This window comes from Ruminococcus sp. (assembly GCF_019417665.1).
In the GTDB taxonomy this organism is placed as follows: Bacteria; Bacillota; Clostridia; order Oscillospirales; family Ruminococcaceae; genus Ruminococcus_C.
In genome coordinates, this window is the sequence record NZ_DXUU01000059.1 from 1 (window position 1) to 12,662 (window position 12,662).

Consider the following 12,662-nt stretch of genomic DNA (forward strand, 5'->3'; position numbering starts at 1 on the left):
TACGAATTTTTTGTAAACTCTGCTCCACAACTATTGACTTTTCTTAGCTGGACTTGATTCCTTATGATTTATCATTGACATGTACAAACCGCATCATCCAGTCCCGTGTGCTGACATCTGCCTGATCTGCATAGGACTCGCACAGTTCGTTATATTTTTCTGTGGACATTGCTTCTGTCGCAGTCAGCTTCCAGCCGGGCTGTTCCGATGCACCTACATAATACACAAGGCAACTGCCATAGGAACTGCCCAGGATGGTCACATCCCCTGCCTGACGTGCCGGATCAAAGCACCATTCCTTCCAGTTAGGCAGCATCTGTGCCTTTGTAACCTCAGTATATAAGCCGCCGTCTGTAGAAGTATCCTCAGAATACTGGTTCGCTAACTCTGCAAAGCGTTCTTCCGTCTGATCACCGGATTCCCATTCTTTCATGGCGCTTTCCGCAGCACTATGAGCGCCATCTGTGGATTCATAAGTATCCGACGTAAAGAGGATCTGCCGCAGTTTCACCGGATAAGTTTCGTCCCGTTCTGGCTCAGACAGCAGCAAATAAACTGTCAATGCACTATTTTCCTCATCAGTCACAATGGTGGTATCCCCTGCCTTAGCTTCTCCGGAAAATGCCCACTCACTCAGCGCATCACCCTCTGTATAAGCCGCATCCTCAGTGCAAAGAGTACTTACCTGAGATTGTAGTTCTTCCTCTGTCAAAGACGTGTTTTCTTTATAATAAGTATACACCCAAGACTCAAAGGATTCCCTGGTATCACAGCGGCGGAGTTCTCTCGCCAGTTCATCGGCTTCGCTGCGTTGAGTTGCCGTTTCGTCACTATCATCGAAAGCAAAAGAAAAACTCATATAGGTACAGACCTGCATGGTTTTGGGATTTGTTTCATAATAATCATTCAGTTCGTCATCTGTCAGCGTCATGGAATTCTGTTTTTCAGTGTTAAAGTCCCACGCCATCAGATACAATTCCATGGCATGCACCACATCCTCATCGGTAACGCCCTTGGGAAATGTTTCGGAATTGAATTCGTCCAGACAGGACTTTGCGATCACCGGGATATCCTCTGCTGCTTCATAGCCCTCTGCGTAGGATGCCTCGCAGAATGTCAGGATATTCTGGGCATATTCCCGTGCTGCATCAGTAAAATACTCCTCCCATGTGGTGTCCTCGTCATAGTCCTGTTCCGACAGAGGTTTGTTCGTATCAAACGTATCTGTAGAGCCACTGCTGTTTTCCAGATAGCTCTGGTAGATCTGCCAGGAATAGAAGGAAATTTCCGCTGCATTCAGAGAATAATGCTCCGTTTTCTCCACTGGGATGTAATGCCGCAGCGGTTTTGTTTTCACTGCCCAGACTGTACCGCCAATAATAAGTCCGGCAGCTGCTGCACAGGAGATAGTCGTTATAATAAGCTTTTTCCGATGTTTCTTTTTCTTTGCCGCTCTGGAAACAGCCTGCCGCTGTTCTTTTCGCTGTTTTGCAAGAAATGCCTGCTTCTCAGACGGTTTCTTTTTCTTTGCCATAATTCAAATCCTCTTTCTCTGATGATACCATATGCCGTCAAAATCTCATGTGTTTCAGTATAGCATATTTTCTGGCAAAGTGCAAGAGATTTTTCACTTTTTCTGTGAAATTCGATTGGTATTGATTCATCTGTTACATGCCGTATCTTTCTCGTATTCCACTACAGCCTATCATTTCCAGCCAAAGACCGGTTTAAGATTGCTTGATCCGGGGAAAGATAGATTTGAAAAAAGGGGCAACAAGGAGGAATCATTATGGCATTTCAGAAAGTCATGATCTCCGGCATGAACACTGCCGATCTGACCGTATTGAAGGAAGAGGAAAAAATGGCACTGCTCCGTGAGATCCGGGATACCGGAAGCAAAGAGGCACGGGACAAGCTCATCAAAGGCAATCTGCGCCTGGTGCTTAGCGTGATCCAGAGATTTACCGGACGTGGTGAGGATATAGACGATCTCTTCCAGATCGGTGTTGTGGGACTTATCAAAGCGATCAATAACTTTGATCTGTCCAAAGAAGTACGCTTCTCCACCTACTGCGTTCCTATGATCAGCGGCGAGCTGCGGCGTTATCTCCGGGATTTCAATCAGATCAAGGTCAGCCGTTCCCTGCGCGATCTGGCATATCAGGCAATGCAGGCAAAAGAACGACTAATGGCAAACTTACAAAGAGAGCCAACCGTCAGCGAGATTGCAGCGGAAATCGATGCCAAACGAGAGGATGTGGTTATTGCACTGGAAAGCGTCAGCGACCCGGTCTCCCTCTATGAACCAGTCTATTCCGAGGGCGGCGATACGCTGTATGTACTGGATCAGATCAAGGATCGGGATACCATGGAAAGCTGGCTGGGAGAACTTTCCCTCCGGGATGCCATCCGGAATCTCGGAAAGCGTGAGCAGAATATTCTCTACCTGCGTTTTTTTCAGGGTAAGACCCAGACAGAAGTGGCAAAAGAGATCGGCATTTCACAAGCACAGGTCTCTAGGCTAGAAAAGAGCGCTATAGCACAAATACGGGATGCGGCAGAATAATCTATTCAGAAACTGATGAATTACCATACAATTTTTTCTTATTTTATCTTCTGAGAACATTCCAATGCAGGGAGGCGACTGTGTTCACCCCCTACAGCTGCACAAATTCCATAAAACAAATATTGCAGCGGTGTCATAACATTGATCTTCCCGCTGAACTAGAGCGTATTCACATAAATCCGCGTATTTATTTTATGTGAATACGCTCTAGAATTTATTCTTGCAATTTTTTCCGTCTCATGCTATAATAGCTGTAAGGACTTGTTTTGACAAACACTTCAAAAAACAGGTATCTGTCTCACACATCACTCACGCTATACGACGGAGGAACATAACATTGAAAATACAAAAATCTGCCGAGGACTATCTGGAGACCATCCTGATCCTGTACAACCGGCAAGGAAGCGTACATGCTATTGATATTGCAAATGAGCTCGCCTTTTCTAAGCCAAGCGTCAGCGTTGCCATGAAAAATCTCCGGGAAAACGGGTATATTTCTGTCAGTAAGAACAACGAGATCTCACTGACAGAATCCGGACGTGCCATTGCAGAAACCATCTACGAACGCCATACCCTTCTCTCCACCTGGCTGGTCGCACTGGGCGTTTCGCCCGAAACGGCGGCAGAAGACGCCTGCCGCATGGAACATGTCATCAGCACTGAAAGCTTTGAAGCCATCAAACGCCATGCAAAAAAGGCATCCAAAGGAGTGTAAACACAATCATGCTAAAACGAATCGTCACCATTCAAGATATCTCCTGCTTCGGAAAGTGTTCTTCCACAGTGGCGCTGCCGCTGATCTCTGCCATGGGCGTGGAAACGGCAGTTATCCCCACTGCTGTGCTCTCCACACATACTGGTGGATTCACAAGGTACACCTTCCGGGATCTGACAGCAGACATCCCTAAGATCGCCGCCCATTGGAATAACTTAAAGCTGCACTTCGACGGAATCTACACGGGCTATCTCGGTTCACGGGAACAGGTACAAATCATTGCAGAATTCTTTGACACCTTCCGCAGCGACAGTACTACTATTGTAGTGGATCCTGTCATGGGCGATGCCGGAAAACTGTACGCCGGATTTACATCGGATTTTGTCCTGGAAATGCGAAAACTCTGCCGAAAAGCGGATGTCATTACCCCCAATCTTACAGAGGTATCCCTGCTGCTGGATACCCCCTATCCTGAAACCTACACAGAAGCTGACATCCAGTCCTATCTGCGCCGCTTGACAGAACTAGGATGCTCCACTGCTGTGATTACTGGAGTTCGTTATGATGAAGAACACCATGGTGCTTCTGCTTATGACAGTAAAACTGGGCAGTTCTACAGCGCATTCCAGGAACATGTCCCAGAGCAGATGCACGGCACTGGAGACATTTTCGCCAGCGTCCTGACCGGCGCACTGGTTCGAGGTGCTTCGTTACAGGAGGCACTTTCCATTGCCATTCGCTTTACGGTAGACTGCATCCAGGCAACCGTAGACGATCTGCATACTCTGCCCCACGATCAGGCGCCTTGGTACGGTGTGGAATTTGAAGCCTGTATCGATAATCTAGTGCAGTATACGAAGCAAATCGGGAAATAATATGACCGACAAAAAGCACGCCCTCCGGGAATCGTCCGGAACGGCGTGCTTTATTTTTATGCAATATTACTCTTCACCAGAAGTCTGTTCCGGCTGCACCTGTGTCTCCAGCCAGCGCAGCAAGGCATGGAATCCTTCTTCATCCATGGAGTACTTATGTTCTTCCTCGATCTCCGCCAGTTCCGAACAAAGACGGCTGTGCCAGATCTGGACTGTCATTTCGTCCCCAGGTGTGATCTTATAACTCAATGTGCCATAGCTCCCGGTAAAGTCGTTGCCGAACTGAAAATAGGAAAACTGAGGGATATCAAAAATTTCTGATGTGGGATTGATTCGCATGATTACCTGCTCCTTTTCATTCACTGACAGCCTGTAAGATAGGGATCACTTGCTCCAGATCCGCCGCAACGCCCAACAGCAGCGGCTGGAAACAATCCTCCGGTGCTGTGAGATCCGGTACCATAATAGGAGTGCACCCGGCGGCAAAAGCAGCTGCAATACCGTTGGGAGAATCCTCCACAGCGGCACACGCCTCCGCAGGCAGTCCCAGCGCCTGGGCTGCCGTAAGATAAATATCCGGGGCGGGTTTGCCTCGCTCCACCTGATCACCGCCCACAATGACGGAAAAGACGTCAGAAAGTCCTGCCATAGCAAGGCGTTCTTCTGCAAGTTCCTTAGAAGTTGCCGTGGCAACTGCTACCCGAATACCGTTATTTTCGCAGTATTGTACCAGCTTTGCTATGCCTGGCTTCTGGGTAATGCCATGCTCTGCAATATACTGGGAGACCAGTTCCCGGCGGCGGTCTCGCACTGCCAGATAGTCAAATTCTTCGCCCAGCATCCGTTTCAGATACGATTCCGCATAGTGTTGACAGCAACTGCGTACAGCAAGGGCGTACTCCGGTTTTAACGTATAGCCGAGCTCTGCAGCACTCTTCTGCCAGCAGGAAAAATAGATTCGTTCCGTGTCCAGCAGAACCCCATCCATATCAAAGATCAAACCACGGATCATCATCAAAGTCCTCTTGCCAATAACAGATATTGCCGCAGAGCAGCCAGATCGAAGCCGTTGACCACTGCATCTTCGGTCATATCTGCACGCTGATACGCCTCATAAGAAAGAGAATCTTGTCCCAGCAGATAATGACAAAGCTGTACCACATCTGCTAGATTAATGGATCCATCCAGCGTGACATCCCCTTTCAGCAAGGTCGGTTCTTGTGTATCAACAGTAGTCTCTGTTTCTGTAGTTTCTTCAGAAGTCTCTGTTGTCGTATCAGCAGTTTCCGTGATATCTGTGGTGTCCACAGTTTCCTCGGTGGTAACTATCTCCGATGTAGTTGTGGTTTCTGTCGTTGTGGTTTCCGTCACCGTTTCGGTAGGCTGTTCCTCCGTTGCTGTTGTGGTGGTAACAGGCTCGGTACCGTTCAGATATGCCAAAACCTGCTCTGACCAGTACTGTCCCATACAGGCATAGCCATCCTCATTGGGATGTACACCGTCGTACAAACCGTTTTTCATATCCACTACGCTGTTGATATCTGCAAAGCGAATATTCATACCCTCTGACTGTTTCTTCTCCACCAGAGATTCTACAGCAGCATTGTACTCGTCTACGCAGCGTTCTACTGTTGCAATATAGGTTTCCGGATCGTCAGCATAGCTGGGAATACCATAAATCCACTGATAATTGCCCAGCCAGTCATTGCGTACTTCCACGTCAATTTCCGGAATAGATGCCAGAAACAGTACATCGTCCTCGTCCAGATAAAGGGCGATTTTATCCACCAATGCCTCCAGTCGTTCCGGTGCATCCTCACCCTGGGCATCCAGCAAGTCATTGGTGCCGATTTGCAGCAGGATCATATCCGGATCGTAGACTTCCAGCATATTACCTGTAGTTCCGTCAGATCCATAATAGGTCTGATCAAAAACTGTTTCCATAATGCCGGAACGTCCGCTCATCGCCTGAATCGCATAACCGCTGTAGCCCGCATGTGCTGGATCGTAGGTAATAGTTGTTCCGTTGTAATCATAGGTTGCCGTATCCGACCAACTGTTTTGAGGACCAACCATATCGAAATTGGTAAATCCCTGCTGCTGTAAATGATAGCAGAGATATTTCCGGTAACCGTTGTCACCATTAATATAGCCATCCGTAATGGAATCTCCCATCGCCAAGATTCGCAACGGCTCGGTGTCTGCCGCAGAGGACAGGAAAGAAGATATGCCCACACTGGAAAAGCTCACAATAGCACACAATGCGGTGCATGCAGATAAAATACGTCGTTTCATGGTAAAGTACCTCATTTCTTTATTTTCTTTCAAGAGATCGAATGGTTTCCACAAGTGCTGTGGCAAGAACGGTGCTGCCTTCATCATTGGGGTGCTGACCGTAAACAGTTTTCGAAGCGTCTGACGGATCAGCCAGCAGGGATGCAGCATCAAAATAAGTCGCACCGCAGTCATAAGCAAGATTTTCCACCGTTGCATTATACTCTGTGCGGATAGCATCCAGTTCTGGTGTCAGATCGAAAGGCGGCGAATTCCAGACAATGGTCTCTACGCCAGCTCTAGTGCAGGTATCTGCAATGGTGCAGACAGCCTCTTCAATCTCTCCGGCGGTGGCATGTCCTGTTCCGCCATATGGTCCGCTGATAATATCATTCGTGCCGAATGCCACAGTGATCAGATCTGCTCCAGCAACTGCACGTTCCAGCCAGTCACCGCCCTGGGCGCAGTCTGTTGCCCGGGCATATCCAAGCCCCAGATTCCAGAGACTGTAGTCCTCTGTACCCAGCTGATCCAGAGTTTGAGCAGCCCAGAACTGATAGGCATTGTCTGAGGTCTGGCATCCCTGGGTGACAGAATCCCCAAGAGTGACGATGCGGGTCTTTACCTCCCGGTCACAGCCGAACAGCTGGGGCAGCGGAATTTCATTGATATAAATAAAGCCCTTGTCATCACCCTTATCAGCATAAGCATAGGTCATATTGGACATACAGATCGCCGGAATATTCGTGCCGTTCAGCGTCCATTCCCAGAGCAAATAGTGCCCATCGGGAATATCCAGCTGTAACGGGTCACTCCAGAAGGTCTCGCCCGATGCCACTTCCCTTGTTTCACTGCCGGAAAATGTGACGGTCACTGTATTTGTAGGTTTCACATTGGCGTCAAATTCCGTGCCGCCATCTGAGACGCTGGCACTTTCAATGGTATAGCTGCCGCCGGGCATCCCGGCATAGGTTTCGCTGCCGTCATCCCAGGTGGAGTCCACCGTGTTGGAAAAATAGAAGCAATAGTCAAACTCCCCTGCTGCCTCTACCGGAAGCCATGCACGATAAGTTATATGCTCTGCATTTTTGATAGCAGTATTACTTCCCGTAGCCACCACTGTATTAGAAACGTAGGTATCAAATAAGGTCGGTTCTTGGGACAGAGAAGAAGTCTCCTCCGAAGACCCAGAATCAGAAACAGTCTTCATACTGCTTCCTCCGCAGGCAGATAAACCAGCCGCCATGGTCACTGAAAGCAACAGCAACAAGATACGTTTTTTGAAAGATCTCATGAAAAACCTCCAGTTCGAATTTATTTGAACCTGTCCCATTTTATAAAACAAGTCCTCAAATTTTCAGTTCTATTTTACCATGATTCTAGTCAATTTGTCAAGAAGATTCCACTATGTTTTCACAGTAACACCTTTCTTCAAAAACTGAAGCGACCAACTATTTATGGTTGATCGCTTTTGGCTTAGTCATTATTAGAGTTGCTGTTATTCTGCATCACCTTCCGCATCCATGTTCATTTCGAGTTTATAATAGATGTCGATGTCTCGAATAATTCCATCAATATCGTTATTCTTTAGTTCATCTGTCCATGTTTGAAGTTCATTGATAGTAATGATTTCTTCAATTGAAATTGAGAAGAAAATAAACACATTATCAATCACTTCTCCCGAGGTAGAAGATGATATCATTTCTCAGGTTGAATCTTATAAAGTTGAAATTAGTAAGGTTGAATCAGAGATATCATCTCTAGTAGACAAAATCTCAGATGCAAATGAACATTTAATGAAATATATCAATGATAGAGTATCTGAATTAGATAAGAAAAAATACGAACTAGAGAATCAGCTTGATAACTTACAACATGGTGATCAAGATTCACCAATAAAGCAACTTAGCAACTGTATGAAAGTCTGGGATGCAATGTCTATTGATGATAAAATCAGTGTAGCAAGACTACTGATCCAGAAGATTACGTTATACTCAGGTAGAACACATATTGAATGGAAAGTCTAGAGCGTGTTCACATAAAATATGCATCCCAAATACGTACATTTCATATTTATGCAAACACGCTCTAATCTGATATGATACATATCAGTAATTTTTTATGTATTATTCCGCTTCAATTTGTACGGTTTGGTTCGCCGAATCATACAAATTGAAACGTGCGAGAACGTACAATGTACAACTATTTTAGGCTAACAGCACACTTTTCACGAACAAATATGAAACAAGAGCAGCGATTTCACAACTTTCGCAGGATTTCCAACAGCTACAGCATCGGTACGAAATATAGTTCGCATATTTTTATTATAGTAGAGTTGCTGTACTTTAATTTTTATGTACAGCAGCTCTTTTTTCTATCAGTTTATTCACTTTCTAAATTCTGATAAAGCTCATCTGTCACAGCCTCCAGCCATTCGGTAAAGGTGTTTTCACCAGGACACTCCACTGCCAGATGACTGAACCAACTATCTGCCTTTGCACCGTGCCAGTGCTTTACTTCTGCCGGAATTGTCACCACATCACCTGGTTTCAGACTCTGTGCAGACTTTCCCTCCTCCTGATACCAACCTTCACCGTCTACGCAGATCAGCAGCTGTCCGCCGCCTTTTGCAGCGTGATGAATATGCCAGTTGTTACGGCATTTCGGCTCAAAAGTAACATTGGCGATAAATACGGTTTCTTTGGGATCAGTCAGCGGCTTCAGATAAGAATTGCCGGTGAAATACTTTGCAAATGAAGTATTCGGTTCACCCTGTCCGAAAAATCCGCCGTGTTCTGCTTGCTTACAGTCATCTGCATAGACTTCTTTTGCCATGCGGAATGCCGCCCATGCGTTGAGCCAGCCTGCATAAAATGCAAGATGTGTCAGAATTTCTGCCATTTCTGTTTTGGTGACACCATTCTGCCGTGCTGTGGAAAGATGATATTTCAGAGAATTATCCACGATACCCTTGCTGATAAGTGCAGTGATTGTTACAACAGATCTGGTTTTCAGAGAAAGCTTATCCTCTCCTGACCATACCTCTCCGAACAGAACATCATCGTTCAACTCCGCAAATTTCGGTGCAAAATCTCCCAGACTGTCCCTGCCTGCTGTTTGTTTTACCATGTTCCAAATCCTCCTGTTATTTAACAAAATTCGTCCGCTGAAAAGGCTCTTTTTCTGGCAGACCATAAGTTTCTTTTCCAAGGGCAATACTCTTCATCAGGAAAGTCATGTTCCTTGCCAGCGTCCGCATGGTCTGCAAACCCTCTGCGTCCTGCTGTGCTTCGCCAGGTTCTCTGCCGTGAATGCTATTCCAGTACTGGCTGGACGCAATGGGCATACCTGTAATGGTAAAGAATTTGTTCAGCTCATCAAATGTTGCAGACAGTCCGCCTCGTCTTGCCGCCACAACACTTGCGCCTACTTTCATTGTCTTATCAAAGTGTGTGCTGTAAAACAGACGGTCGAGAAACGCAATGAGAGTTGCATTGGCAGAGGCATAATACACCGGGCTGCCGATCACAAGTCCGTCGCAGGCTTCAAATTTCGATGCAGTTTCATTGACAATGTCATCAAAGACACATCTGCCGTTTTTGGCACAGGAATAGCAGGCAATGCAGCCTCTTACCGCCTGATTGCCGATGTGCAGGATCTCCGTTTCCACACCATTTTCCGAGAATATTTTTTCCATCTCATGCAGAGCCGTGTAGGTATTGCCCTTTGCATGAGGACTTCCGTTTATCATCAGTACTTTCATTTGCTCACCTCATGATTACATACTTTCTTTCAGGATTTGTACAATTTCCTTGTGATTCAGCGTCTTGTAGCCGCCTTCCATAATGAATGTACCGTCTGCAATACCCTCCAGCATATCCTCAGTAACACCAAGCTCGCTGATATTCATAACAAGTCCGATTTCTTTCATCCAGGATTCCATAGCACACAAGCCCTCACTGGCGATTTCTTCATCTGTTTTGCCGTCCGGTGAAACATTCCATACATTCATAGCAAAACGTTTGAACTTTGACAGACCGTAAGGCATAATGTAACGATAATATGCCATAGAAACAGCAGAAAGTGTCATGCCGTGAGTTGCATCGGTATATGCACCTACCGACTGTCCGAGCATATGTACCATCCAGTCAGTGGATTTTCCCTTGGAAACCATGGTATTTAGTGCCCAGGTCGCAATCCACATAATATTGCTTCGTGCTTCATAATCCTTTGGATCATTCACAGCAATGCGGGAGCTGTGTATCAGAGATTTCATCAGTCCTTCCATGACATAATCGGAAGTACAGTCATCAGAACCGGAAAAATACTGTTCTGTGATATGGTTGAGAATATCATAAAATCCTGCGACCATCTGATATTTGGGAAGTGTAAAAGTATAGACCGGATTCAAAATTGAGAATTTCGGAAAAACTTCTTCCCCGAATACATGACCGATTTTCAGTTTCGTGTCATGATTGGTAATGACCGCACCGCCATTCATTTCAGAACCGGTACCTACCATTGTCAGAATACAGCCAACGGGAATGATCTCGCAGTCCGGTTCTTCAAAATTCAGATAATACTTTTCCCATGGATCCTCCTTGCAATGCACAGAGATTGAGAGTGCTTTTGCATAATCGCACACAGAACCACCGCCTACTGCAAGGATCAGATCCACATGATGTTCTCTTGCCAGCTTACAACCCTCATACAGCTTTTCTACTGTTGGATTCGGCATAACACCGGGCAGTTCAACAATATGCTTTCCGCAGTCTTTCAGAATCTGAACTACCTCATCATACAGACCGGATTTCTTTATAGAACCGCCTCCGTAAGTCAGCAGTACCGTTTCGCCGTATTTTGTGAGTTCCTCACTCAGATGTGTCAAAGCATCTGTTCCGAAATGAACCCTTGTGGGGTTACAGTAAGTAAAATTTCCTAACATAAATAAGTCCTCCGTTAATTTTTTATAAAGTTATTCCCATGTCAGAACACCGGTTTCGACTGCAATTTCATATCGTCCGATTTTATAATTCAGTCGTTCCAGCGTTGCATCAATTTTCGCTCTCTGTTCCAGAAGCGTTTCTCTCTGCTCTGTCAGAAGCTGCAATCTTGCCGGAATAGTAGAATCCCCTTCCTGTGTCAGCTTTACATATTCGATCATAGCCTCCACCGGAAGTCCGGCACTGCGCATACATTTGGCAAGCTCCACCCAGCCTAAATCTTTCTCCTGATAATCCCGGATTCCGCTTGCGGTACGGGTAACCGGCGGTATCATTCCAACACGCTCATAGTATCGTAGTGTGTCCTGGGATATGTCAAATTTCTCGCTGACTTCCTTGATGGTCATGGTATCACCTCCCACTGATTATTCATCGCTTTTTATTATAAGCCCTGGAGTTTACTCTAAGTCAAGGGCTGTCTTTGCATTTCTCTGTTATAGACAAAAACAGCACCCTGCATTTATACAGAGTGCCGAAAATATTTTATATATTCTTGTGAAATGCTGTACCAAATATCTTTCTTCCTGACCCAACCTCAAAATGATACTGCACAATTCCTAGATCCACTTTTGAATAAAATCCGCCCGTGGACTTTACCGTCACATTTTCTGCATTCAGAGAAAACAAAAATTTCTGCTGATTCATGGCGGTCGGTGCAAGCATAACGCTTTCCATGCCTTTTCTGAACCACTCAGGCATTTTTCCCGAAACAGCACAAAGCTGCTCCATTGGTTTGCTTTTGTGGGCAATGCCCTGCGTTTTTCCATAGCCAAGAGAGAGTACACAAACAAGTTTTTCGCCCTTGTTCACGATACATCTGCTCTTCTTTTTGCTGAATGTCATAGCCACCCAGCAAGTATTCAGTCCGAGCTGCTGTGCTTTGATTGCAATTCGTTCTCCGTAATAACCAATTTTTTCGTCCAGGTCAGCGGTCTTTCTGCCGATAAGTGCAATGTAATTTCTCACACCGCTGAATTTCCCGTAATGCGCCATGAATCCGCTGAATGCTTCCGGCTCACCCGTCACAAGTTGGATATGCAGACCGCTTTCCCTGTTGCATTCTGTTATCTCATGATTAAGCTGAGAAATAATATCAGCAGGAATGGACTTATCAAGATAACTTCTGACCGAATGACGTTTTTCGATTGCTTCATGAATTTCCATATAAAAAACTCCTTTAGAGCCTGTTCAGTATCTTTACACCAAGTTCTAAAAGAAGTATAATAAAA

At 45.8% G+C, this 12,662-nt stretch carries 14 protein-coding genes; 4 read left to right on the plus strand and 10 right to left on the minus strand.

Features of this window, described 5'->3' with window-relative positions; genetic code table 11:
* Positions 1–61 precede the first annotated feature (61 nt).
* Positions 62–1,534 (minus strand): peptidylprolyl isomerase, encoded by a 1,473-nt coding sequence (locus tag QZ375_RS12035; RefSeq protein ID WP_295219501.1) that lies wholly within the window; start codon positions 1,532–1,534, stop codon positions 62–64.
* 255 nt (positions 1,535–1,789) lie between these two features.
* Between QZ375_RS12035 and sigG the strand changes: the two genes are divergently transcribed.
* The 3 genes from sigG (at position 1,790) to QZ375_RS12050 (ending at position 4,156) form a co-directional block, all read left to right on the plus strand.
* Entirely contained in the window at positions 1,790–2,566 is a 777-nt protein-coding gene (gene sigG / locus QZ375_RS12040) for an RNA polymerase sporulation sigma factor SigG (protein WP_295219502.1), read from the plus strand.
* 337 nt (positions 2,567–2,903) lie between these two features.
* The gene (locus tag QZ375_RS12045) at positions 2,904–3,281 is read left to right on the plus strand and encodes a metal-dependent transcriptional regulator (RefSeq protein WP_295219503.1); all 378 of its coding nucleotides are present in this window, start codon (positions 2,904–2,906) and stop codon (positions 3,279–3,281) included.
* Positions 3,282–3,289: 8 nt separating this feature from the next.
* Positions 3,290–4,156: a pyridoxamine kinase gene (locus QZ375_RS12050; RefSeq protein ID WP_295219504.1), complete on the plus strand. Its 867-nt coding sequence runs from the start codon at positions 3,290–3,292 to the stop codon at positions 4,154–4,156.
* A gap of 66 nt (positions 4,157–4,222) precedes the next feature.
* Here the strand turns inward: QZ375_RS12050 and QZ375_RS12055 are convergent, their stop codons facing one another.
* The 4 genes from QZ375_RS12055 to QZ375_RS12070 are packed head-to-tail and all read right to left on the minus strand — an operon-like array spanning position 4,223 to position 7,724.
* Positions 4,223–4,495, minus strand: coding sequence for a hypothetical protein (locus tag QZ375_RS12055; RefSeq protein ID WP_295219505.1), 273 nt, complete (start codon positions 4,493–4,495; stop codon positions 4,223–4,225).
* Positions 4,496–4,511: 16 nt separating this feature from the next.
* The gene (locus QZ375_RS12060; RefSeq protein WP_295219506.1) at positions 4,512–5,171 is read right to left on the minus strand and encodes an HAD family phosphatase; all 660 of its coding nucleotides are present in this window, start codon (positions 5,169–5,171) and stop codon (positions 4,512–4,514) included.
* Entirely contained in the window at positions 5,171–6,451 is a 1,281-nt protein-coding gene (locus QZ375_RS12065) for a GDSL-type esterase/lipase family protein (protein WP_295219507.1), read from the minus strand. The genes QZ375_RS12060 and QZ375_RS12065 overlap by 1 nt, the downstream gene beginning before the upstream one ends.
* Before the next feature lie 19 nt (positions 6,452–6,470).
* Positions 6,471–7,724 carry an SGNH/GDSL hydrolase family protein gene (locus QZ375_RS12070; protein ID WP_295219508.1) on the minus strand — a complete coding sequence of 418 codons (1,254 nt, stop codon included), beginning with the start codon at positions 7,722–7,724 and terminating at the stop codon, positions 6,471–6,473.
* A 331-nt stretch (positions 7,725–8,055) separates the two neighbouring features.
* Between QZ375_RS12070 and QZ375_RS12075 the strand changes: the two genes are divergently transcribed.
* Positions 8,056–8,457: a hypothetical protein gene (locus tag QZ375_RS12075; RefSeq protein WP_295219509.1), complete on the plus strand. Its 402-nt coding sequence runs from the start codon at positions 8,056–8,058 to the stop codon at positions 8,455–8,457.
* Positions 8,458–8,812: 355 nt separating this feature from the next.
* On the opposite strand, the gene QZ375_RS12080 is transcribed toward QZ375_RS12075, so the two are convergent.
* The 5 genes from QZ375_RS12080 to QZ375_RS12100 form a co-directional block, all read right to left on the minus strand.
* A complete protein-coding gene (locus QZ375_RS12080) occupies positions 8,813–9,559 on the minus strand; it encodes a carboxymuconolactone decarboxylase family protein (protein WP_295219510.1) in 747 nt (248 codons plus the stop codon).
* Positions 9,560–9,575: 16 nt separating this feature from the next.
* Positions 9,576–10,193 (minus strand): flavodoxin family protein, encoded by a 618-nt coding sequence (locus QZ375_RS12085; RefSeq protein WP_295219511.1) that lies wholly within the window; start codon positions 10,191–10,193, stop codon positions 9,576–9,578.
* A 15-nt stretch (positions 10,194–10,208) separates the two neighbouring features.
* On the minus strand, positions 10,209–11,375 hold the full coding sequence (locus QZ375_RS12090; protein ID WP_295219512.1) for an iron-containing alcohol dehydrogenase: 1,167 nt from the start codon (positions 11,373–11,375) through the stop codon (positions 10,209–10,211).
* Positions 11,376–11,405: 30 nt separating this feature from the next.
* Positions 11,406–11,780: a MerR family transcriptional regulator gene (locus tag QZ375_RS12095; RefSeq protein ID WP_295219513.1), complete on the minus strand. Its 375-nt coding sequence runs from the start codon at positions 11,778–11,780 to the stop codon at positions 11,406–11,408.
* Between the two features lie 136 nt (positions 11,781–11,916).
* Positions 11,917–12,597: a nitroreductase family protein gene (locus QZ375_RS12100; protein WP_295219514.1), complete on the minus strand. Its 681-nt coding sequence runs from the start codon at positions 12,595–12,597 to the stop codon at positions 11,917–11,919.
* Positions 12,598–12,662: the final 65 nt, after the last annotated feature.